The 20,751-nt window shown below is 70.5% G+C and carries 24 protein-coding genes and 1 pseudogene; 15 read left to right on the forward strand and 10 right to left on the reverse strand.

Features of this window, described 5'->3' with window-relative positions; genetic code table 11:
* Positions 1-19 precede the first annotated feature (19 nt).
* Positions 20-1,192, forward strand: a complete 1,173-nt coding sequence (locus IAG44_RS39835; RefSeq protein ID WP_246562620.1) for a hypothetical protein — start codon at positions 20-22, stop codon at positions 1,190-1,192.
* 16 nt (positions 1,193-1,208) lie between these two features.
* Here IAG44_RS39835 and IAG44_RS39840 read toward each other — a convergent pair whose 3' ends face one another.
* From IAG44_RS39840 to IAG44_RS39860, 5 genes are all read right to left on the reverse strand, one after another.
* Positions 1,209-2,024: an SAM-dependent methyltransferase gene (locus IAG44_RS39840; protein WP_187751890.1), complete on the reverse strand. Its 816-nt coding sequence runs from the start codon at positions 2,022-2,024 to the stop codon at positions 1,209-1,211.
* A 7-nt stretch (positions 2,025-2,031) separates the two neighbouring features.
* Positions 2,032-2,262: a DUF397 domain-containing protein gene (locus IAG44_RS39845; protein ID WP_187751891.1), complete on the reverse strand. Its 231-nt coding sequence runs from the start codon at positions 2,260-2,262 to the stop codon at positions 2,032-2,034.
* Positions 2,259-3,128 (reverse strand): DUF5753 domain-containing protein, encoded by an 870-nt coding sequence (locus tag IAG44_RS39850; RefSeq protein ID WP_246562630.1) that lies wholly within the window; start codon positions 3,126-3,128, stop codon positions 2,259-2,261. The genes IAG44_RS39845 and IAG44_RS39850 overlap by 4 nt, the downstream gene beginning before the upstream one ends.
* Positions 3,129-3,342: 214 nt before the next feature.
* A complete protein-coding gene (locus IAG44_RS44875; protein ID WP_187751892.1) occupies positions 3,343-3,813 on the reverse strand; it encodes a winged helix-turn-helix transcriptional regulator in 471 nt (156 codons plus the stop codon).
* 99 nt (positions 3,814-3,912) lie between these two features.
* Entirely contained in the window at positions 3,913-4,707 is a 795-nt protein-coding gene (locus tag IAG44_RS39860) for an SAM-dependent methyltransferase (protein ID WP_246562633.1), read from the reverse strand.
* Between the two features lie 329 nt (positions 4,708-5,036).
* Between IAG44_RS39860 and IAG44_RS39865 the strand changes: the two genes are divergently transcribed.
* From IAG44_RS39865 to IAG44_RS39875, 3 genes are all read left to right on the forward strand, one after another.
* A complete protein-coding gene (locus IAG44_RS39865; protein WP_187751894.1) occupies positions 5,037-5,495 on the forward strand; it encodes an ATP-binding protein in 459 nt (152 codons plus the stop codon).
* Positions 5,492-6,295: a winged helix-turn-helix transcriptional regulator gene (locus IAG44_RS39870; protein WP_187751895.1), complete on the forward strand. Its 804-nt coding sequence runs from the start codon at positions 5,492-5,494 to the stop codon at positions 6,293-6,295. Before IAG44_RS39865 ends, IAG44_RS39870 begins: the two co-directional genes overlap by 4 nt.
* Before the next feature lie 159 nt (positions 6,296-6,454).
* Positions 6,455-7,018 (forward strand): hypothetical protein, encoded by a 564-nt coding sequence (locus tag IAG44_RS39875; protein ID WP_223006833.1) that lies wholly within the window; start codon positions 6,455-6,457, stop codon positions 7,016-7,018.
* A gap of 484 nt (positions 7,019-7,502) precedes the next feature.
* Here IAG44_RS39875 and IAG44_RS39880 read toward each other — a convergent pair whose 3' ends face one another.
* Positions 7,503-7,742 carry a hypothetical protein gene (locus IAG44_RS39880; protein WP_187751897.1) on the reverse strand — a complete coding sequence of 80 codons (240 nt, stop codon included), beginning with the start codon at positions 7,740-7,742 and terminating at the stop codon, positions 7,503-7,505.
* Positions 7,743-8,105: 363 nt separating this feature from the next.
* Between IAG44_RS39880 and IAG44_RS39885 the strand changes: the two genes are divergently transcribed.
* From IAG44_RS39885 to IAG44_RS39920, 8 genes are all read left to right on the forward strand, one after another.
* Positions 8,106-8,789: a CpaB family protein gene (locus IAG44_RS39885; RefSeq protein WP_187751898.1), complete on the forward strand. Its 684-nt coding sequence runs from the start codon at positions 8,106-8,108 to the stop codon at positions 8,787-8,789.
* Between the two features lie 202 nt (positions 8,790-8,991).
* The gene (locus IAG44_RS39890; protein WP_187751899.1) at positions 8,992-9,537 is read left to right on the forward strand and encodes a hypothetical protein; all 546 of its coding nucleotides are present in this window, start codon (positions 8,992-8,994) and stop codon (positions 9,535-9,537) included.
* On the forward strand, positions 9,534-10,970 hold the full coding sequence (locus IAG44_RS39895) for a TadA family conjugal transfer-associated ATPase (protein ID WP_246562641.1): 1,437 nt from the start codon (positions 9,534-9,536) through the stop codon (positions 10,968-10,970). Before IAG44_RS39890 ends, IAG44_RS39895 begins: the two co-directional genes overlap by 4 nt.
* The gene (locus tag IAG44_RS39900; RefSeq protein WP_187751900.1) at positions 10,967-11,830 is read left to right on the forward strand and encodes a type II secretion system F family protein; all 864 of its coding nucleotides are present in this window, start codon (positions 10,967-10,969) and stop codon (positions 11,828-11,830) included. The genes IAG44_RS39895 and IAG44_RS39900 overlap by 4 nt, the downstream gene beginning before the upstream one ends.
* The gene (locus IAG44_RS39905) at positions 11,827-12,720 is read left to right on the forward strand and encodes a type II secretion system F family protein (RefSeq protein ID WP_187751901.1); all 894 of its coding nucleotides are present in this window, start codon (positions 11,827-11,829) and stop codon (positions 12,718-12,720) included. Before IAG44_RS39900 ends, IAG44_RS39905 begins: the two co-directional genes overlap by 4 nt.
* 17 nt (positions 12,721-12,737) lie before the next feature.
* Positions 12,738-12,923, forward strand: coding sequence for a hypothetical protein (locus tag IAG44_RS39910; protein WP_187751902.1), 186 nt, complete (start codon positions 12,738-12,740; stop codon positions 12,921-12,923).
* 10 nt (positions 12,924-12,933) lie between these two features.
* On the forward strand, positions 12,934-13,338 hold the full coding sequence (locus IAG44_RS39915) for a TadE/TadG family type IV pilus assembly protein (protein ID WP_187751903.1): 405 nt from the start codon (positions 12,934-12,936) through the stop codon (positions 13,336-13,338).
* Entirely contained in the window at positions 13,335-13,808 is a 474-nt protein-coding gene (locus IAG44_RS39920; protein ID WP_187751904.1) for a TadE/TadG family type IV pilus assembly protein, read from the forward strand. The genes IAG44_RS39915 and IAG44_RS39920 overlap by 4 nt, the downstream gene beginning before the upstream one ends.
* A 20-nt stretch (positions 13,809-13,828) precedes the next feature.
* Here IAG44_RS39920 and IAG44_RS44615 read toward each other — a convergent pair whose 3' ends face one another.
* Entirely contained in the window at positions 13,829-14,392 is a 564-nt protein-coding gene (locus tag IAG44_RS44615; protein WP_343075762.1) for a hypothetical protein, read from the reverse strand.
* 131 nt (positions 14,393-14,523) lie between these two features.
* Here IAG44_RS44615 and IAG44_RS39930 point away from each other — a divergent pair, with 131 nt between their 5' ends.
* Positions 14,524-14,955, forward strand: a complete 432-nt coding sequence (locus IAG44_RS39930) for a pilus assembly protein TadG-related protein (protein WP_187751905.1) — start codon at positions 14,524-14,526, stop codon at positions 14,953-14,955.
* Between the two features lie 13 nt (positions 14,956-14,968).
* Positions 14,969-17,536, forward strand: a complete 2,568-nt coding sequence (locus tag IAG44_RS39935; RefSeq protein ID WP_187751906.1) for an AfsR/SARP family transcriptional regulator — start codon at positions 14,969-14,971, stop codon at positions 17,534-17,536.
* Here IAG44_RS39935 and IAG44_RS43995 read toward each other — a convergent pair.
* From IAG44_RS43995 to IAG44_RS39945, 3 genes and pseudogenes are all read right to left on the reverse strand, one after another.
* Positions 17,521-18,006, reverse strand: a pseudogene (locus IAG44_RS43995) (helix-turn-helix domain-containing protein); the annotation flags it as partial. The gene IAG44_RS39935 and the pseudogene IAG44_RS43995 sit on opposite strands and share 16 nt — an antisense overlap.
* Before the next feature lie 215 nt (positions 18,007-18,221).
* Positions 18,222-18,824, reverse strand: coding sequence for a gamma carbonic anhydrase family protein (locus IAG44_RS39940; RefSeq protein ID WP_187751907.1), 603 nt, complete (start codon positions 18,822-18,824; stop codon positions 18,222-18,224).
* 51 nt (positions 18,825-18,875) lie between these two features.
* Positions 18,876-19,613: an SCO6745 family protein gene (locus IAG44_RS39945; RefSeq protein ID WP_187751908.1), complete on the reverse strand. Its 738-nt coding sequence runs from the start codon at positions 19,611-19,613 to the stop codon at positions 18,876-18,878.
* A 79-nt stretch (positions 19,614-19,692) separates the two neighbouring features.
* Here IAG44_RS39945 and IAG44_RS39950 point away from each other — a divergent pair, with 79 nt between their 5' ends.
* Positions 19,693-20,610 (forward strand): LysR substrate-binding domain-containing protein, encoded by a 918-nt coding sequence (locus IAG44_RS39950; RefSeq protein ID WP_187751909.1) that lies wholly within the window; start codon positions 19,693-19,695, stop codon positions 20,608-20,610.
* Positions 20,611-20,751: the final 141 nt, after the last annotated feature.

Raw genomic sequence — 20,751 nt, forward strand, 5'->3', positions numbered from 1 at the left:
ACCGCCATCCGGAGGGCACGTGGACCCGCACGACCCGACAGCGAAACGCTTCCCCCTCATCGCCCGTTTCCGGCCCGCCTGTCTGCCGCTGCCCGACCGTGTCCAGAGCCTGGCCGCCCTCGCGACCAAAGCCGCATGCCAGAACGACCAAGTGCTCGCCTCCGCCGTCCACAACCAGGCGGCACTGACCGCCTCCGACCTCGGGCTCCCCGAACTGGCCCGCGAGATGTGCCACCAGCACGCCGCCGCCTACCTGCCCTTCAGCCCGCTGCCCGCCATGAGCACCATCCACGCACTGGAACCCGTCGTCAACCTCGCCCGGCTCCACATACGGGCCGGCCGAACCGACGACGCGCGACAACACCTTCTGGATCTGCACGAAGCCGTCAGGTCAGGTGCCGCCGCCGTCCTCGACGGCATCACGGTACCGGCCGACCTGACTGCGACACTGGACGATCGTCAGGAAGTACACGCCTGGCTGTGGCGCGTGCTCCTTGCCGACGGCACCCGGACCCTCACCGCTACTGGCCGCTGGAATGAAGCGCTGGCCCACATCGAAAAGCACCGGGGCGTGGGCAGGAGAATGCTGGACGGTCGACAGGTCGCCGTCCTCGCAGCACTCACCACCGAAGACACGCACCACGCCTTCGAACTCCTCGCCGACACAGCCGCCGGCGATCCGTGGGAACAACTCGTCACCAAGTGCCTGACCGTGCTGTGCCGCCGCGAGGCCGACCAGCCGGTCGACGATCAGCTCACCGAACTCGTGGACACCTACTTCGGCCGCGCAGCAGAGGCAGGATTCACCGTCTTCGACATCCGCCTCGGCCTGACGATCCTCGACGCCCTCGGCTCAGCCGAGCACCCCGCATCCATCCCCCTGGCACACCACCTGACGTACCGCACCGCCGAAGCCCAGGACGGCTACGCGGCCCGCGAGATTCTCGGACATCCCCTGGCTGTGTCCCTCGCCACGGACCGGCAGGTAGAAGACTGCAGGGAGTTGGTCCGGCTGTGCGCCCTCGGAGCAGGAACAGTCTCCGACGAAGTACGCCACGGCCTTTCGGCCGCGCTCCACACCAGCAGCACCGTGATCATCCGTTCCCTCACGGAGGGCGGAGCGGGTGACGGTCGTGGCGGCAGCACTTCTGCCGCTGGGGTACACCACTGTCTCGACGTCACTTCGAAGTGAGCGGGTCTGCTGGTCGTCAGGGTTTGCGGGCGACACCGGCGTAGACGGCGGGTTCGTCGTGGACGGTCATGGCGTTGTCGGGGCGCCATGCGGTGGAGGGCACGATGCCGGGGGCGCAGACCTGAAGTCCCTGGAAGAAGGGGGTGATCTCGTCGAAGGTGCGTGCCCGGACGGAGGTGCCGCCGGTGCGGTAGATGGCATCGACCTGCTTGACGATCTCGGGGTTCTCGATGATGCCGTGGGAGAGCATCAGGTGGCTTTCTGGAACCAGGGGCTCCAGTAGTTTCTCGACGATCCGGTAGGGCTGCTGGTCGTCGGCGACGAAGTGCAGGAGCGCGATGAGGGACAGGCCGACAGGCTGGGTGAAGTCCAGGTGTTTCTGCGCGTGCGCGAGGATCCGTTCGGGTTCGCGGACGTCGGCGTGGAGGTAGGCGAGGTGGCCTTCGGGTGTTCCGCGCAGGAGGGCTTGGGCGTGGCGCAGGACGATGGGGTCGTTGTCGACGTAGACGACGCGGGCGTGGGGGGTGGTCTGCTGGACGATCTGGTGGAGGTTGGGCTCGGTGGGGATGCCGGTGCCGATGTCGAGGAACTGGGTGATCCCCAGGCTGCTGAGGTAGCGGGCGGCGCGGTGCATGAACTCGCGGTTGGAGCGCGCTGTTTGCTTCATGCGGGGGAAGAGTTCGAGGACCTTCTGGGCGGCTGCTATGTCGGCGGCGTAGTGGTCTTTTCCGCCGAGGTACCAGTCGTAGAGGCGGGCCGAGTGCGGGACGCTGGTGTCGATGTCCTGTGCGCTGAAGCCGTTGTCGGTCGCGCTTAATTCGTCGTGGGTCATGTTTTCCTCATCGGATCAGGAAGTCGGCCAGACCGGATTTCGCGGCCGTGATGAACTGGGTGATTTCGGCGGGGGTGCAGATGAGGGCGGGGCCGTGGGGGTCGGTGGACTGCCGCAGGGCGACGTTTCCGTCGTCGAGTTGTTTGGCTTCGAGGCAGTTGCCGTTGTTGCTGCCGCTCCAGGGTTTGTGCCATCCCCGGGAGCCCAGTTCTTGGTCGGCGTTCGTGGCGTGTGTCATCGTTCCAGTTCCTTGCGGGTGTCCAGGAGGAATTCCCTGGTGCGGTCCTGTGACATTGCTTGGGCGCTCATCCGGTCGAACACTTCCCGGTGCAGGGTCACTTCGTCCTCCTCCTCGGTGTAGACGGCGCTGCTGAGGCCGTCGGTGCCCACGATGTCCGGGAAGTCGGCCATCGGGAACCGGAAGAGTGTGAAGGGCCCGAACGCCCCGGAGTGCAGGCCGGCCGAAAAGGGCATCACCTGGAGGGTGACGTTCGGCAGGTCGAGGGTGTCGATCAGGCGGTCGATCTGGGTGCGCATCACGGCCGGTTCGCCGGCTGGGCGCCGCAGGACCGTCTCGTCGAGGATCGCCCACACCTGTGGCGCCTCCGGATCGGTCCGGGTGAGTAGTGCCTGGCGTTCCAGGCGGAGTTTTACGCGCCGGTCGAGTTCGTCCGGCGTGGGGTGGGGGCGGTTGAGGGAGAGGACCGCGCGGGCGTAGTCCTCGGTCTGGAAGAGGCCGGGGACGACGTGGGGTTCGTAGCCGCGGATGTGGACGGCGGCGTTCTCCAGGCTGACGTGGACGGCGAACCAGTCCGGCAGCGCGTCACGGTAACGTTGCCACCAGCCAGGCTCGTTGGCCTTCACCACGAGCGCGAGGAACTGCTCGGCCTCGGCCCGCTCGACGCCGTACAGCTCCAACAGGGCTTTGACGGTCGCCCACTTGAGAGTGACCTTCGCCTGCTCCATGCGGATCACCGTGGTGTGCGCGATGTGCAGGTGCGCGCCCGCCTCCTGCGCCGAGAGCCGCGCGGCCCTGCGCAGGTCGAGCAGGCGTCGGCCGAGGACCATCTGCAGGACGGTCGGAGCAGATCGCGGCGCACTCACTTGGGGTGCCTCCTGGAGCCCGGTGGCCTCGCAGTCTGCCACGGGTCACGTAAGACCGACAGAGTGCACGCACATTTTGTGCACTGTGCAGAGTCGTATACTGCCAAGTACGAGAAGAAGAGAGCGAGATGACGCCGCGAGAGGGGCCGCCGCGGCCGCGCGACATGCGGGGGAGTCGACGGCACTGGCGGCGGCCCTCTCGTTCGGGTTCCGGTTAGTCCGAGGCGTCTTCCTTCCGCCGTTGACGGGCGCGGTCGAGGAGGTCTGCGTGAGTCGCGGTCCACACAACCAGCGGTGCCGCGGCGGAGAGTAACTCCCTTGCGGCTCGGGTGAGTTCATAGGTGGTTCGGTAAGGGAAAACGCTGCTGCGGCTCTGGGTGATGAGTTCGCCTTGCTGGAGTCTGCGGAGGGTTCGGTTCAGGGGGTTGTCCTGGAGGTGGTGGTGCTTTCTGCTGGGCCATCCGGTGGTGTTGTCCTGGCTGCGGATGGTTTCCCGTAACTCCGTGAAGAGGAGCGGCTGGGCGTGGAGGGCGATGAGTACGTCCCAGGTCCACTCGCCGCTCAACAGGTGACGGATGTCGTGGAGTCCTTGAAGGAACTCATGGTCATCAGGCGTTGGAGAGTGCGGCTCGGTCTGGCTGTTGTCTGGTTTGCGTCGTCGCCATCGGCTCGTGCGGTCCGGCACTGTGTTCCTTCGGGTCGAGAGGGATCTGCGTGGTGCCTTGGACCGCTGGGGTACACCATGGTGTCGACGTCACGTCAAAGTCAGTGCGGCCGCCGGAGCTCAGACCTTTTGGGCTACTCCCACGTAGAGGCCGGGGGCCTCGCGGGCCGGCGTACGCCCGTCGGGGTGCCACTGGGCGGCGAGGACGACTCCCGGATCGCACAGCTGAAGTCCCTGGAAGAACGCGGTGACGCCCTCGATGGACCGGCCCTGGACCGAGGTCCCTCCCGCGCGGTAGATGTCCTGAAGCCGCTGCATCAGGTCGGGGTCTTCGAGGACGAAGTGGGAGAACATCAAATAGCTTCCCGGAACCAGGGGATCCAGTAGTTTCCGGACGATCTGGTGGGCACCTTCTTCGTCGGTCACGAAGTGCATGACGGCGATGAGAGACAGACCGACCGGCTGGGTGAAGTCGAGGTGCTTCTGTGCGTGGGCGAGGATGAGTTCGGGCTCGCGGACGTCGGCGTGGAGGTAGGCGACGTGGCCTTCCGGGGTTCCGCGCAGGAGGGCTTGGGCGTGGCGCAGGACGATGGGGTCGTTGTCGGTGTAGACCACGCGGGCGCCGGGGGTGATCTGCTGGACGACCTGGTGGAGGTTGGGCGGGGTGGGGATGCCGGTGCCGATATCGAGGAACTGCGCGACGCCCTTCTCGCTGAGATAGCGGGCGGCCCGGTGCATGAACTCGCGGTTCGCCCACGCCGATCCCTTGATGTGGGGGAAGAGCTCCATGACTTTCCGGGCGGCGGTCGCGTCGACGGGGTAGTGGTCCTTCCCGCCTAAGAACCAGTCGTACATACGGGCCGAGTGGGGTTTGCTGGTGTCGATCAGGTCCGCGCTGAATCCATCTTCGATCACGTCAACTCCCTTTGCTATCCGACCTGCTGGTGGCATTGCTGGGCGCGTCGAGCCCTCCCGGACTCCAGGTGGCTTCGCAGTCTGCCACGCTCCTCGTCACGCTGACAGAGGCGCACACCTTTTTCCTGCACGGTGCAGAGTGACCTGTTGCCAGGAGTGGGGCGGGCGAGCATAGTGACGGGCGTGACACGGCTTCCGGGGCCGTCTCGCAGGCTTCACGCCGGTGCCGCACCGTCCCATGCGCACCCCACTTTCTTCAGCGATCCCCCCACGGGCACCTCTTCACGGGCCGCTGCCTTCGACTCTTCAGCGTCTGTTAGGAATCAGTCGTGGCTCTCCCCGACGTCACCACTTCGGGAGGACCGCCTCCCGAACTCACCAGGTCCGCCAACCGAGTTGACTTCGTCCTCCCGGCCACCGCCGAATCGGTCGCCGAAGCTCGCCGTCGCACACGGCACCACATCGACGCCTGGCCCCTCGCCTCCGGCAGCCGTGACGAAGCGGCCCTGGTGATGAGCGAACTGGTCACCAACGCCGTCGTCCACACCGACAGCCGTACCGTCACCTGCACCCTCGCCGCCACCGTTGGCCAACTGCTGGTCCAGGTGCGCGACAGCGGCACCGGCGAGTCCACCCCGGAACCCAGCTGCCCTCCCTTACACCGACCGGGAGGGCGCGGCCTGATGATCGTCGAGACGGTGTCCCGCTGCTGGGGCGCGAGCCGACCGGCGGACGGCGGACACGTCGTCTGGGCCGTGATCGAGACGAGCAGCACGGCCGACCGATGAACGAGGACATCAGGAGACTCCGGGGCATCGGCATGACCCTGGAACTGCTGCGCAACCGCTGGACGTACCCGGTCCTCGTCGCCCTACTGGACGGCCCGCTCGGCACTGGCCGGCTGCTCGCCCTCATCAACGAGGGAACAGCGCGCAACGCGGACCTCGTGGGCAGTCGTGTCCTGCGGGAGAGAGTCCTCCTGACGACACTGCGGCAACTGGAGACGGAAGGGATCTTCCTCTCCGGGAGGACCGAACCGGAGCCCGCGATATGGGAGTTGACGGTCGCCGGCAGAGAACTGCTGCACTCCCTGAACCGGGTGGCCGTCTGGGTGTCCGCCCATCGCGACCAGCTCGCCGACGCCCTGCGAAGACACCGCGGGCACCCCCAACAACCGCCGGGTGTACCGGTGTTGAGGCCCGAGCAGGAGCACTGGCGCGGAGTGGGGATGACGCTGGCCGTGCTCTGCCTGCGCTGGAGCTTTCCGATCCTGTGCCGACTGGGTGACGGACTTCAGCATCCGACCGGCATCATCCAAGCCGTCAACGCAGGCATCGCCCGCACCTGCGACCTCGCCGAACGCCCCCTGTCCGAGAAGATGTTCTGGGACACCCTCCACCGCCTCGTCGACGCCGGCCTCGTCACCCACCAGCCCCGGCAAGGGCAGTTCGCCTCCGCCGCCCGCTGCACCCTCACCCCGGCCGGCCACGCCCTGCTCGCCGCGCTCGCGCCGGTGGGGGAGTGGGCGGTCTCGCACGAGAGGCAACTCCTTGCCGCCGTCCGGCGGAGGCAAGGGGCGGGCGGATGAAGAACCCTCGTTCGGTAAAGAATTCACCAAGTCGCCGTTCTTACTGTGAAGTGGGAGCGCGTTCACCCCTTGCAGTGAGAACGGGTAGGCGCGGTAGAGGTGGGGACGCGTCCCGATACCGGGCGCCCGGCCCTCGTCCTTGTGAGAGGTGATGCTGTGGTGGGCTTACGGGTTCTCACGTGTGGCTTTGCCGCTGCTGCGCTGTCGGTCGCCGGTTGCAGCGCGACCGGGACGACCGGCACGACGCCGTCGGGACGGCAGGCGACCACGTCCAACCCCGCGCCGGGTTCCCCGTCGACGGCTTCACCCGCAGACCTTGCGCGGAAGCAGGCGTCGGCGGCGTACGTGGGGATGTGGCGGGACGTGGCCGAGGCGGCGAAGACCTCGGACTGGAGGTCGCCGATCCTGTCCCGGCACGCGACGGGGGATGCGCTGTCGGTGATCTCGCGGAGCATGTACGCGGATCACCGCAACGGCCTGGTGGCGAAGGGAGCGCCGAAGACCTATCCCAAGGCGATCTCGGCGGACCCCTCGGCCGGCCCGACGACGGTGATGATCTCCGACTGCGGTGACTCGACGAACTGGCTGAAGTACCGCAAGGACACCGGCGAACTCGCGGACGACACCCCTGGTGGGCGACGTGCGATCACCGCCGAGGTGAAGAAGGCCGCAGGCGGCTGGAAAGTGGCGCGGTTCGCGGTTGAGGCGGTGGGGTCGTGCTGAGACGGACAGTTGCTGTCACGGGCATCTGTCTCGCCGTAGCGGCGATGGCAACGGTGCCCGCCGAGGGGGACGACTGGTGGGGTTCGACCCAGTGCGGCCAGCACCCGAATCCCGGCTGTGAACTTGGCGCAGGCAGAGGCGGCGGACAGGACGTGCCTCCTGAGGAGCGGCGAGGAACTGCCGATCCGCGCGGACCGGTCGGCCGCGGCGATGGCCAGACGGTCCCGAGGTCATCGAATCCCGATCTGAACCTGGCGTCGTGCTCCTACGAGCGAAGCGACTACGCGCCTCCGCCGGGTGTGGTGCGTACGTCGTACGACGTCGGGGTCGGAGGTGGTGGGGGAGTGGTGGCCGCTGCCTACGCGGTGAGCCTGCCGGTGGCGGAGCCGACGCCGGGGCAGTCGGGTGCGTGGTACGTGTACCGGTGTGAGGCGGATGGCGTGCGGGACGCGCTCTACCGGCCGCCCATCTGGATCCCGGACGGTCAGCAGGAGGACGGCGGGCCGCGGGTGCCCTCGCCCGCACAGCTTGCCCAAGTTGCCCGTGAGCAGTTGAGGTTGCCGTCGCCTCGGATCGAGGCGAGTCCGGCGGCCGAGCAGTTGGTGAACTTGCCGACGTGGCTGTGGGTGGGCCGGGGAGCGTGGAGGGTGGTGTCGGCGACGGCTTCGGTGCCGGGGGTGTCGGTGACGGCCGTGGCCCGGCCGACGTCCGTCGCGTGGTCCATGGGGGACGGCTCCAGGGTGACGTGTAATGGCCCTGGAACGCCCTATGGTTCGGGCACTACGGATCCCAAAAGCCCTTCCCCGGACTGCGGTCACACCTACCGCACGTCCTCCGCGGGCCAGCCCGGCGGCGCCTACGCGGTTTCCGCGACGGTGCACTGGACGGTGGCCTGGTCGGGCGCCGGGCAGAGCGGTGTCTTCCCCGGCCTGACGACTACGTCGACCGCTGACTTCCCGGTCGCGGAGAGCCAGGCGCTCAACCGAACTCCCCGCTGAACAGCGGCTGTTCCCTTATACCCGCACGCTCTCGCACGCCGCGTCGACGCCGCGGTGCCGGGAAGTGCTGTGCCTGGAGGTGCCAGTTGGTGAGTACGCGTACGTTCACGCCGTCCGGTCGTCCCGAGCCGGGCAGGTCGCCTGTGGCGGGGCGGAAGCAGCCGTTGCGGCTGGCCGGTGTGTCCAGACGCCGTCAGCTTCCCTATCTCCTGCTGGGTGTCCTGTTGGTGGTCGGTTGTTCGGCGGGCGGGGTCGTGGTGGCGGCTCAAGTGGGTGAGCAGGAGGGGGTGTTGGTGCTGGCCCGGCCGGTGTCGGTCGGGCAGGTGCTGTCCGACCGTGAGGTGCGGGAGGTCGGTCTGTCGGCCGGCCGAGGACTGGACCTTATTCCCGCAGGATCCCGGTCTGCTGCTGTAGGCCGCCCCGTGGCCTACACGCTGCCCGCCGGGACCCTGCTGACGCGCGATGTGCTGGGGCCCGCGCGGGTTCCGCCGACTGGTCAGGCGGTGGTGGCGGTGGGAGTGAAGGCGGGCCGGTTCCCGCCGGGCGTCCAGCCCGGCAACCGCGTCACCGTCGTCGCCACCCCCGACACGGAAAGCGGCACATCCCAGGCCGGGGTGTCGGCGTGGGAGGCCACGGTGACCGGCGTCCACGCGGACGCCGCCGACCAGAGCGCCGTGCTGTCCCTGCTGATGGCGGAAGCGGATGCCCGTCTGGTAGCTGCGTTGCCGGACGGGCGGATCAGTGTGGTGACGGTGCCGGGGGTCGGGAGGTGACGCTGGTGGCGCTGGTGAGTCTGAAGGGTGCGCCGGGGGTGACCACGGCGGCTGTCGGGTTGGCGGCGGGGTGGCCGTCGGGGGAGCAGCCGGTGGTGGTGGAGTGTGATCCGGCCGGGGGTGATCTGCTGGCGCGGTTCCGGTTGGAGGCGTCGCCGGGGCTGCTGAGTCTGGCGGCTGCGGTGCGGCATCGGGCGGGGGGGTGGTGGGTCCGGCGGGGACGGAGCAGGCGCGTGCGTCGCTCGCGCAGGTCACCCGGCGCGGGACGGAGGTGTTGCGGTGGGCGGCGGGCCGCGCGGGGACGGTCGTGGTCGCGGACTGCGGACGCCTCGACGCAGGCTCCCCGGCGCTGAAGGTGGTCCAGGACGCCGACGTCCTCCTGCTGCTCGCACGCGCCTACGACGACGCGCTCGCGCACGTGGCCACCCAGTGGCCCACGGTGGCGCGCTGGACGAGGCAGCCGTCCCTCGTCCTGGTCGGCGACGGTTACCCGACCGACGAGGTCACCCGCGCTCTGGACATCCCGGTCACCGCCCGCCTTCCCGAAGACCCGGCGGGCGCCGCCGTGCTCGGCGGCCGGCCCGGACGGCGCTCGGCGCCGGCCCGCTCCTCGCTCGGCCGCGCCCTGGCCCACCTCGCCGAGGCCACGGCCTCCCGCGCCACTGCCGTCCCGCCGGACGAGCCCACCACTTCGCTCAGCATCAGCCCCACCGCCCGGGGCAACGACCCGAGAACGGTATGGAGATGACCGACGAGAAGAAGATCACGGCGTTGCCGTACGGGGGAGTGTTCCCTCCCGTGGACGGACCCGAACAGACTCAACCCCATGTGCCGACGGCCGGTTTGTCGGCGCGCCGGATGCAGACTGCGGTGCCTGCTGAACGTCTCCGTCTGCACCTGCGTCGGCGGCTCGCGGAGCGGATGACTGACCAGCTCCGCGCGGACGAGGCCGCGGGCCGCCCTGCGTTGGCGGAGGCCGACCGGATGGCGTTGGCGGGACGGATCCTCAACGACGCGGCCGAGGAGTTCACCCACCAACTCCTCGCCGACGGGACACCGGTGGTGGCGCCGGAGGCTGAACAGGCGGTCATCGCTGCGGTGTTGCGTGAGGTGTTCGGGCTGGCCGGGCTGGAGCCGCTGCTGCGGGACGCGCGGGTGGAGAACATCAACGTCACCGGGGAGCGGACCTTCGTCCGCTACGCCGACGGCCGCCGCGACCGCCTTCCCCCGGTGGTCGGCTCGGATGCGGAACTGGTGGACCTGATCCGGGAGTTGGCGGCCCGCAGTGGGGTGGAGGAGCGCCGCTTCGACCGCGCCAGCCCCGGAGTGTCGTTTCAACTGCCGGGTGGTGAGCGGGTGTTCGCGGCGATGGCGGTCACCAGGCGGCCGTCCCTGTCGATCCGCCGGCACCGCTTCGAGCGCGTCACTCTGGCGCAGCTCCGCGGGAACGGGACTCTCGACGCGGCTTTGGAGTCGCTGCTGGCGGCGATGGTCCGCGCGCGGAAGAACATCCTCGTCACGGGCGGCACGGCGATCGGGAAGACGACCTTGTTGCGGGCGCTGGCTGCGGAGATCCCGCCGTGGGAGCGGCTGGTGACCGTGGAGGACACCTACGAACTCGGCCTGGAGGCCGATGAGCGGGCGCATCCGGATGTGGTGGCGATGCAGGCCCGCGAGGCCAACGTCGAGGGCCAGGGGGAGGTGTCCCAGGCGGAGTTGGTGCGGTGGGCGCTGCGGATGTCTCCGGACCGGGTGATCGTCGGCGAGGTCCGTGGGCCCGAGGTGATCCCGATGTGCAATGCCATGTCGCAGGGCAACGACGGTTCGATGGGCACCCTGCACGCCTCCTCCAGCCGCGGCGCCTTCACCCGCCTCGCCGCCTACGCCGTCCAGGGTCCTGAGCGCCTTCCGTTGGAGGCCACCAACCTCCTGGTCGCCGGGGCGCTGGACTTCGTCGTCCACCTCGACCGCCCCCGGGGACACGAGGGGCGCCGGGTGGTGTCCTCGATCCGGGAGGTCGTGGATGCCGACGACCGGCAGATCGTCTCCAACGAGGTCTTCCGCCCCGGCCCCGACCTGCGCGCGGTGCCCGGGGTGCCGTTGCGCAGCGAGACGCTGGAAGAACTGATCGCGGCCGGCTACCGGCACGAAGGCACCGGCCGGATCTGGGGACAGGCATGACCGCGACCGCGCCCGTGATGGGCCTGCTGGGACTCGGCGTCGGATGCGGCCTGCTCCTCCTCATCCGCGCATGGCGACTCCCCGCGAAGCCGGCGCGCCGCCGCGCCCCGCGCCGGCACGCCGGGCGGTGGCTCGCGGCGGCGGTCGGCGCAGGGCTGCTGGCCTGGGCGGTGACGGGGTGGGTCGCCGGCGGGCTCCTCGTCGGGATGGCTGTGTGGAACCTGCCCCACCTCCTCGGCACGGGTGCGGGGGAGCGTGGGCGGACGGTCCGGATCGAGGCGGTGGCCGGGTGGACGGAGATGCTGCGCGACACCCTCGCCGCGGCGGCCGGTCTGGAACAGACGATCACGGCGACCGCGTCTGCCGCGCCTGAGGCGATCCGCCCGCAGGTGACTGAACTCGCGGCCCGCCTGGAGCGCGGCGAGCACCTGGTGGACGCGCTGCACCGGCTCGCGGACGAGCTGGAGGACCCGACGGCGGATCTGGTGATCGCCGCGCTGGTCCTGTCCGCGCAACACCAGGCCCGCCAACTCGCCCCGCTGCTGGGGGAGTTGGCGGCCACCGCGCGGGCGCAGGTGGAGATGCGCCGGCGGGTCGAGGCGGGCCGTGCACGGGTGCGGACGACCCAGCGCACGGTTGTGGGCACCACGTTCACGTTCATCACGGGACTCGTCCTGTTCAACCCCGCCTTCCTCACCCCCTACGACACCGCGGCCGGCCAGGTGGTCCTGCTGATGATCGGTGCCCTGTTCACGCTCGCGTTCGTGTGGCTGCGTCGCATGGCCCGCATCGAGGAACCCGAACGCTTCTTCACCACCACGAAACCCTCAACAGCCGCTGGTGAGGGGGTGGTTGGATGATCGCGCTGGCCGTTCTGGGCGCCGGGATCGGGCTCGGGGTGTGGGCGCTGGTGCGGTGGCTGTTCCCGCCCCGCCCGCCGCTGGCGGAGCTGACCGCCCGCCTGAACACCGGACCCGCCCTCCCGAGCGTCCTGCCCGTCGATGCCGGCGGGTGGGCGGCCCGCCTCGGCGCCCCGTTCGTCGGCTTCCTGCGCGCGGCCGGTCTGCCGGGCCGCACGGCCGTCCAGGACCTCGCCGTCACCGAACGTTCCCACCAGGTCCACCTGGCGGAGAAGGCGGCGCTGACGCTGGTCGGACTGCTCCTCCCGGGCATCGTCGCAACCCTGCTGGCCCTGGCGGGGCGTCCGCTGTCATGGCCGCTCCCCCTGGCCACCTCCCTGATCGCGGCGGCCGGCGGATTCCTCCTGCCCGACGCGAGCGCCCACGCCGAGGCCGAACGCCGCCGTGCCGCGTTCCGGCACGCCCTGGGCGCCTACCTCGACCTCACCCACGTCCTGCTCGCCGGCGGCGCCGGCATCGAGGGCGCCCTCACCGACGCCGCCCGCACCGGACACGGCAGATCCTTCCGCCACCTCCAGCACGCCCTGACCACCGCCCGCCTCACCCGCACCACCCCCTGGGCAGCTCTCGCCCGCCTCGGCGAAGAACTCCACATCGGCGAACTCACCGAACTCGCAGCCTCCCTCTCCCTGGCCGGCACCGAGGGCGCCAAGGTCCGCGCCTCCCTCGCCGCGAAAGCCGCAGCGATGCGCCGGCGCGGGGGAGCGGAGGCGGAGGGAAAAGCGAACGCCGCGACCGAACGCATGGCCGTCCCCGCCGCACTGATGGCGTTCGGGTTCATCGCCTTCGTCTTCTACCCCGCCCTGATCCAGATCACCAACACCCTCTGAACGGAAGGAAGTCGAGCATGCCGTTACTGCACCGCATGCTGCACCGTGTGCGGGCCCTGCTGCGCCGCCTGGCGGGCGACGACCGGGGCGTGACGACCGAGTACGTCATCTGGATCGCCGGCCTCTCCGCCCTCGCCCTGGCCGTCCTGGAGATCTTCCGCCCGGAGATCGTCGCCGCGGCCAAGAGCGTCGTCCTCAAGTAGGCCCACCACCATGCCCGTTGACACGCGAAGACGCGCGCACGGCGACAGGGGAGCGGTCACCGTCGAGACGGTGACCGTCATGCCGCTCCTGCTCACCCTGGTGCTCCTGCTGGCCCAGGTCACCGTCTGGTGGCACGCCGTCCATATCGCCCAGGCCACCGCCGCCCACGCCCTGGCCGCCACTCGCACCGAAACCGCCACCCCCGCCGACGGCCACACCGAAGCCGACACCCTCCTCGGCCAGCTCGGCCACGGCCCCCTGCACGACGTCCGCATCACCGTCACCCGCACCGCCGACCGCGCCGACGTCCGCATCACCGCCACCGCAGCCCCAGTGATCCCCTTCCTCCACCTCCCCGTCCGCGTCCACGCCTCCGGGCCCGTGGAACGCTTCCGCCCCCGGGCGGCACCATGACCCCACCCCACCGCGAGCGTGGGTCGGCGACGGTCGAACTCGTCCTGCTGGCACCGGTGTTGCTGATGCTGCTGTGGTTCCTGGTCTGCTGCGGACGCTTGTCCGACACTCGTCTGCAGATCGAGGACGCCGCCCACCAGGCCGCCCGCGCCGCCACCCACCACCACACCCGGCCAGGTGCTGCCGAAGCCGCCCGCACCACGGCCGCCGCCGCCCTGGACGACGCCGGGATCACCTGCCAGGACCTGACCGTCACCACCCACGACACCCCGTCCAACGGCACCACCGCCACCGCCGAAGTCACCTGCACCGTCGGCCTCCAAGACCTCGCCCTCCTCCAGGTCCCCGGCACCACCACCCTCACCGCCCGAGCCACCGCTCCCGTCGACCGCTTCCGTTCCAGAACTCCGAGGTTCGAGGACTCCGAGGCGCACTGGGGCGCGAACCGGGGCGCAGGTGGTGAGCGGTGAGTGCGCGAAGGTCTTTGGGTTCACCCCTCATGCGCCGAGCGTGCACGCGCCCGTGCCCGGCAGGTCGCCCGTGCGGCGCGCCAGACCGTCTCGAACTCTGCGGCGGGGAGATCCTGTGGATCATGGGCGTCCCACTCGTGGACGGGACTCTCCGCCGTGGCGCCGAAAGCCGCCTCGTAGTCTGCGAGGGTCCCGGCCCGCCGGGCGGCCTCCCATTCGGCCGACGAGGCAGCGACGACGGGGCGTTGGAGCGGTCCTTGGAGTTCCACCTGGCGGGTGACCCAGCCATCGGCGTCCACCTCGAAGTAGAACCAGGTGTCTTCCTCGGCCCAGTAGCTGCGGAACCAGTGCCTCATGCCGTCATTGTCCGGCACAACGCCGCCGACGGACGGCCGCAGGACCACGGTGTGCAGGTCCCGCCACGGCCGCCGGCCCACAGGCCCTTCCCCGCCGGTCTGCCCGGGAAAGAGCCGGCCGTGGTGGGGCCCGACGACCTGAAGGACACCTGCGGCCGACTGGATCCGGGCACCCAGCTCGCCGGTGTACCGGCAGAGGCCGCGGTAGCGGACATGACCGGTCGGCACAGCCGCATCGGTGTGGGAGCGGTTCGGAGCCGAGTTCGACGGGATCGGCCAACCGGACAGGCCGGAGCCGGTGAAGCCGCAACAGAGAAGGCAGCCGAACCCGCGACCTTGCGGACAACGGGAGACAGCCGATGACGAGACCCCCGCACCGTCAGGACCGCGGTCAGATCACCGTGTTCGTCGTCATCCTGACCACCGCCGTGGTGATGTTCGCCGGTCTCCTCCTGGACGGCGGCCTCGCCCTGGCCGCGCAGGTCCGTGCTCTCGGCGAGGCCCAGGAAGCCGCCCGCGCCGGTGCCCAGGCCCTCGACCTGAACGCCTACCGCACCACCGGCACCGTCCGCCTCCTGCCCGACGAAGCCCGCACCCGCGCCCGCACCCACCTCGCCGGCACCGGCTCCGGCGACATCGGCACCGTCACGGTCACCGACGACACGGTCACCGTGACCGTCACCGCCCACCAGCGCACCCAACTCCTTCGCGTGCTGGGCCTGGACACCCTCACCGTGACCGCCACCGGCACCGCCCGCCCCGCCCACGGCATCACCACCCCCGACCCCTGACAAGGCCCACCCCATGCCCACACACGGTCTGCTCCACGCCCTGCGCGGCCTGCTCGCCGCCGCCCTGCTCGCCGTTCTGCTCGCGGGCATCCCCTGGGGGCTGATCCACTACATCGGCTGGCCCCTCCCGCACACCCTCCCCACCTGGGCCGAGACCGAAGCGGTCCTGCTCACCCCCATGAGCACCACCTTCCTCCTCAACACACTGGCCTGCGTGCTCTGGCCGGTGTGGGCAGCCTTCGCCTACGACGTCACCCGCACCGCCCTGCACGAAGCCCGCCCCCTCCCGCACCCGCCAACGCCCTCCACCGGAGCCGGCCCGCTGCACACCCTCGCCGCGATGCTGGTCGGCGCCCTCACCCTCACCCTGCTCACCCAACGACCACCGAACCCCGCCGACGTCGCACCCGCGGCCGTGGCCGCCACCTCAACCCCCTTCGAACACCCGCGAGTTGAAGCAGCCCGCCCGGCCGGCGCCCCGCTGGACGCCCCGGAGGGAACGGTCCGCGTCCGCCTGCCCCACGACGGGATCTACGACAGCCTGTGGCGCATCGCCGAACGCACCCTCGGCGACGGAAACCTCTGGCCCCGGATCTACACCCTCAACCACAACCGCCCCCAGCCCGACGGCCGCACCCTCACCAACCCCAACCTCATCCGCCCCGGCTGGATCCTCCACCTACCCCCGTCGAAGCCCCGGCAGCCGCCGCCCCGGACCAACACCCCTGCCACACCGAGCCCTTCACCCGACACCACCCCGCCCACCCCCTCCCCGCCACCGGCCCACGACACCCCGGCACCCGACCGGCCGGGCGGAATCAGCCTGCCCAGCGGAGCCTTCGTCGGCATCGGCCTCGCCACCCTCATCACCGCCACCCTCCTCACCGCCCGCCGACGCCACCGCATCCACTACCAGCCCGGCAGCGGCCGACGCGACGACCTCACCCCCGCCCCCGTCGTCCGCGCCCTACGCATCGCCCACGACACCGCCCCGCCCCCACCACCGGACGACGCCCGGCAGACACAGGGCCAGGTCATCGGCGTCAAAGCCGGCCAGACCCTCGCCTGGAACCTCGCCCGCTCCAAAGGACTCGGCCTCACCGGCCCCGGAGCCCCCGACGCCACCCGCGCCCTCCTCGTCACCCTGCTCGCCGAACACCAGACCACCCGCCACATCGAACTCCTCGTCCCCGCCCCCGACATCCTCACCCTCCTCGGCAACGAGACCAGACGCCCCCCAGCCCTGCACGTCGTCGACACCCTCGACACGGCGCTCGACATGATGGAAGCCGAACTCCTCCTCCGCACCCCTTCCGATCCCGACGCCCGCCCGGCCCCGGCCGGACCGCCGGCCGCCGACCTGATCCTCATCGCCACCCCCGCCCCGCACGCCGAGCGCCGCCTGCAATCCGTCCTCGACAACGGCTCCGCCCTCGGCCTCGCCGGCATTCTCCTCGGCCCCTGGCACCCCGGCGACACCGCCCACGTCCGCACCGACGGCACCGTCACCACCACCAACCCCGACGCCCAACACCTCACCGGCACCTGCCTGTTCACCCTCCCCACCCCCGACACCCGCGACCTCCTCACCCTCCTCCACCAAGCCCAGCCACCCCGCACCGCAGCAGCCGACCACCACGCCGACGTCGCCGAACATCCCGCATCGGACCAAGGACCCGCACGCCCCCGCCGCCCCCTCACCAATGGCGCAGGCCCCCGCGCGGACCAGCCCCCCGACCCCCACGACACCGAACAAGACGCACCACCCCGCCCCCCTTCGCCCCCCACTGAGCTACCCGAAACCGCCGACAGGCCCGCACCACCCCGACAGCCCCTGCACCTGACCGTCCTCGGCCCCACCCGACTCACCCACCGTCCCCCGGACAGCGACGAACACACCGACCTCATCACCGCCCTCGTCCCCAAGCAACGCGAGATCCTCACCTATCTCGCTCTCCACCGCGACGGCACCCGACGAGAAACCCTGGCCGCCGCTCTGTGGCCGGACGCTCCGCAGGACCACCCCTACAACGCGTTCCACGCCACACTCAGCCAACTACGGCGCGCCCTGCGCACCGCCACCCACGACGCGGTCACCGACATCACCACCCACGCCCACGGCCACTACAGCCTCGACCACCACCAGGTGACGGTCGACCTCTGGCACCTTCAGGACGCCCTCGACACCGCCCGCCACACCACCGGCGAGCAGCACCACCGCACCACCCTGGAGCACGTCGTCACGCTCTACACGGGCGACTTCGCCTCCGACCTCACCGCGGAATGGACCGAAGCACCCCGCGAAGCCCTCCGCCGCGACGTCCTGGACGCGATCAGCTCCCTCGTCCGCATCCTGCGCACCGCCGCCCCCGAGCAAGCCCTCGCCCTCCTGGAACACACCCGCACCCTCGACCCCTACAACGAAGCCGTCTACCGCGACATCGGCCGCCTCCAGGCCCACCTCGGCCACCACGACGCCGTCCCCCGCACCCTCACCCTCCTCACCACCACCCTCGCCGAGATCGACGCCCGCCCCAGCCCGGAAACCCTGAGCCTTTTCCAACCTCACGCTGACGCGTGATGAAGGACGAGGACAGCCTTGACGATCGCTGTGATGCGGTTGGTGCCGCCGCGGAGCTTCCGCAGGAGACGCCAGTCCTTCAGGGTGGCCACGGCCTGTTCACCGAGGCAGCGGATCTTGGCGTGGTGCTGTTGTGCCGCCGCGTCGGCCTAGCACTTGAGGTCAGCCTCGGCGAGCGCTTCGACGATGCCGTGGGCGCGGGCGGCGATCTCCCCCAGCCTTCGGCCGGGAGGTGCCCCCAGTCGACCGGCAGGAGGGTGCCGTCCAGGATCATGAACGCCTTTGTCCGCCCGATGTTCACAGCGTCTGCCAGGGCGGGTGCGAGAGCCACCAGGACCTCGACGGCTTCGCGTATGGAGCGATACACGGTCGCGATGCCGACATCGAACCCGGTGGCGAGCCGGGCGTACGTGTCGCCGCATCACAGATGGGCCAGGACTCAGGAGAGCCTGACGACCGGCGGTCAGTCGATCGATGACGGGGAGACAAGCACGCGAAACTCCCGGTGGCTGCGGGCGATCTTGGTCGAGAACCCGTCTACCAGGAGCTTGGTCGTTTCACAGATCCGTCCAGCACGCGGCCGGCACGGTCAGGTTATGCAGGGTCTCGCCGCTCGTGGGACTTTCTCGTGGAGTCTGCTCACCGGGTGTTCTCCCACCGTGGACTCACGGGCTCCAAGCGGGGCTCAGATCTGGTGGTCGTCGCTGTGGCGGCCGAGGCTGCGGCCGAAGCGTTCGGAGATGGCCGGCATCAGGCTCTGGCCTTCGCCGGGCCGGTCGAGGCCGAAGACGTAGCCGGGGAAGTCCAGCTCCTTCTGCACCGCCCAGATCCCGTTGTGGTCCTCCGGAGGGAGAATGCGCGCTGGGTCGCCGACAGCGACCCAGCCGATCGGCACCGTCGAGTCGGCCGGCAGGACCGTGCGCAGGTGCACGATGCCGTTGATCCGCACCTCGGAGCGGGTCCCGATCAGTGCTCCGTTGAAGACGCGGCTGCCGGTGGCGAGGAAGACCTCGTCCTCTACCTGGCAGCCGGTCAGGTAGGAGGTGGGGCCCACCAGAACCTGTCGCCCCAGGACCAGCGGATCCCGCCGGGTGCCCCGCAGGACCGCGTTCTCCATGACGATGCAGCCTTCGCCCAGCTCCACCGGCCCGCCCTCGGCGGTGAGCACCGCGCCGAACAGCACCCGGCACCCGGCCCCCACGCGCACGTCTCCGCACAGCGTGGCGTTCGGAGCGACATAGGCCGTGGGGTGGACGGAGGGCGAACGGCCCTCATGAGTGAGAAGCATGGCCGCGATCAGCCGTCCTTTCGTATACCTGCCGGTGTCTGCGACGTCCGGTCATGAGGTCTGGGTACTGGTCAACGCGTCGACCAGCTGGGTGAACTCGGCACGCTGCCGGGCGGTCAGCGTGGCGTAGAGCGGCACCTGCAGCTCGTCGGTGAGCCGCTCGGCGCGCTGCCATCGGGGGATCAGGGCCGCGGCGGCCGGGCGCGGCTCGCGCCAGCCGTAGTGGATCGCCTGCTCGACGCCGAGGTTGACGACCATCGCCTCCCGGGCGCTCAGCCCGGACAGCCGTACCGCCGCGAGATGACAGGCGCCGCGGTGTTCCCGCAGAACGTGGATGCGCTGCATGGCCGCGCCGACCGGGTCGTCGGCGGGTACGGGCTGCGCGCGCCAGCCGGCGAACAGGGGCAGTGAGTCGGCGTCGGCGGTGTCGATCAGCCGCTGTGCCAGGCTGTTGAAGTGCTCGACATCGACATCGGCGGGGATGTGGGCGCGCCCCCACGTCCGGACGGCCTGCGCGTAACAGGCGGCGGCCTCCTCCGCCGGCATCACGGGCCGGCCGGCCCGCCAGCCGGTGGCGACGAGATCGGGGCCGAGGAAGCCCTGTACCGCTTGGACCACAGCGGCTGGTGCCTCGCCGAGCACCCCGAACCGGCCGCGGCAGTAGAAGCCGCGCCCGGGGGCGAACCCGGCGCGCAGGCCGATGGCGGCGGTCGCGTCGTCGGACATGAACTCGTCGCCGAAGTCGTGGACCGGCCTGGCCACGGCGGCGATGCAGTCGAAGATCTCCATGCGCAGAAGGTCGCCCACTTCGACTCAGCAGGTTAAGGGGATGATTTCTGATGGAACCCTTTAGGTAATCTATCGAGTCATGCTGGATATCCGCCGTCTGCACATGCTGAAGACCGTCGCCGCCCGCGGCTCCATCACCGCCGCCGCCCAGTCCCTGGCGTTGTCCGCCGGTGCCGTGTCCCAGCAGCTGGCCGCACTGAGACACGACGTCGGGGTTGATCTTCTGCGTCCCGACGGGCGAACCGTCGCGCTCACGGAGGCCGGCCGTGTCCTCCTCGAACACGCCGACCGGATCCTCGCCGCCATGGAGGAGGCCGAGTGCGCCGTCGCGGCGGTCAAGGGCACGGTCGGCGCCACCGCCACGCTCGCCGCGCTGCCGTCGACCGTCGCCCGGATCGTGGCCCCCGCGCTGACCGCGCTGGGCACGGACCATCCGCAGCTCGCCGTGACCTGTCTCGTCACCGATCAGGCACAACTGCGCGAACTCACACTCGGCACCGTCGACGTGGTGCTGGGGCAGCGCTACCACCACGTGCCGGAGACCATGCCCAAGGGCATCGCGGTCTCGCCGCTGCTCGACGACCCGCTGCTCGTCGTCACCGCCGCCGACGGATCCGACGAACGGTCCTTCGGCCTGCGCGAACTGGCCACGCACCACCTCGTCGTGCCGCCGGCGACCACGGACTGCGGACAGGCCATCCTGCACGCCTGCCGGCAGGCCGGCTTCACCCCCACGACGCGCTACGTCACCGCCGACATCGCCGCCCAGCTCGCCCTCGCCCGGTCCGGCCTCGCCACCGCGCTCGTCCCCCGGACGGCCATCGACCCGGCCACACCCGGAATCAGCGCGGCTCCCATCGAGGACCACCCGATCCAACGCCTCCTGTTCGCCGCGACCCGCCGCACCGAAACGACCAACCCGACGACCGCGGCCGTCATCGCGGCGCTCGGCACAGCAGCACGGCAGGACCACACCACCTACCTCCCGCCAGCCTGAAAACAGGACCGAGAACAGCGGGCGATCAAGGCCACGACGCCCGCCCCACCGCGTCCTTGGCAAGCCGCCCTGATGACCACAGCGCCAGCGCGGCATCCGCGACGGTGCCGGCCTCGAGCAGAGTCACCCAACAGGCGAGGC

The sequence above is a fragment of the Streptomyces roseirectus genome (assembly GCF_014489635.1).
Taxonomy (GTDB): Bacteria; Actinomycetota; Actinomycetes; order Streptomycetales; family Streptomycetaceae; genus Streptomyces; species Streptomyces roseirectus.

Excerpts from the sequence above, each read along its gene's own strand:
- IAG44_RS39840 (WP_187751890.1), bottom strand. The coding sequence starts at position 2,024 with ATGACCCACGACGAATTAAGCGCGACCGACAACGGCTTCAGCGCACAG.
- IAG44_RS39845 (WP_187751891.1), bottom strand. The coding sequence starts at position 2,262 with ATGACACACGCCACGAACGCCGACCAAGAACTGGGCTCCCGGGGATGG.
- IAG44_RS39870 (WP_187751895.1), top strand. The coding sequence starts at position 5,492 with ATGAACGAGGACATCAGGAGACTCCGGGGCATCGGCATGACCCTGGAA.
- IAG44_RS39880 (WP_187751897.1), bottom strand. The coding sequence starts at position 7,742 with ATGGACCACGCGACGGACGTCGGCCGGGCCACGGCCGTCACCGACACC.
- IAG44_RS39895 (WP_246562641.1), top strand. The coding sequence starts at position 9,534 with ATGACCGACGAGAAGAAGATCACGGCGTTGCCGTACGGGGGAGTGTTC.
- IAG44_RS39900 (WP_187751900.1), top strand. The coding sequence starts at position 10,967 with ATGACCGCGACCGCGCCCGTGATGGGCCTGCTGGGACTCGGCGTCGGA.
- IAG44_RS39905 (WP_187751901.1), top strand. The coding sequence starts at position 11,827 with ATGATCGCGCTGGCCGTTCTGGGCGCCGGGATCGGGCTCGGGGTGTGG.
- IAG44_RS39910 (WP_187751902.1), top strand. The coding sequence starts at position 12,738 with ATGCCGTTACTGCACCGCATGCTGCACCGTGTGCGGGCCCTGCTGCGC.
- IAG44_RS39915 (WP_187751903.1), top strand. The coding sequence starts at position 12,934 with ATGCCCGTTGACACGCGAAGACGCGCGCACGGCGACAGGGGAGCGGTC.
- IAG44_RS39920 (WP_187751904.1), top strand. The coding sequence starts at position 13,335 with ATGACCCCACCCCACCGCGAGCGTGGGTCGGCGACGGTCGAACTCGTC.
- IAG44_RS39930 (WP_187751905.1), top strand. The coding sequence starts at position 14,524 with ATGACGAGACCCCCGCACCGTCAGGACCGCGGTCAGATCACCGTGTTC.
- IAG44_RS39935 (WP_187751906.1), top strand. The coding sequence starts at position 14,969 with ATGCCCACACACGGTCTGCTCCACGCCCTGCGCGGCCTGCTCGCCGCC.
- IAG44_RS39940 (WP_187751907.1), bottom strand. The coding sequence starts at position 18,824 with ATGCTTCTCACTCATGAGGGCCGTTCGCCCTCCGTCCACCCCACGGCC.
- IAG44_RS39945 (WP_187751908.1), bottom strand. The coding sequence starts at position 19,613 with ATGGAGATCTTCGACTGCATCGCCGCCGTGGCCAGGCCGGTCCACGAC.
- IAG44_RS39950 (WP_187751909.1), top strand. The coding sequence starts at position 19,693 with ATGCTGGATATCCGCCGTCTGCACATGCTGAAGACCGTCGCCGCCCGC.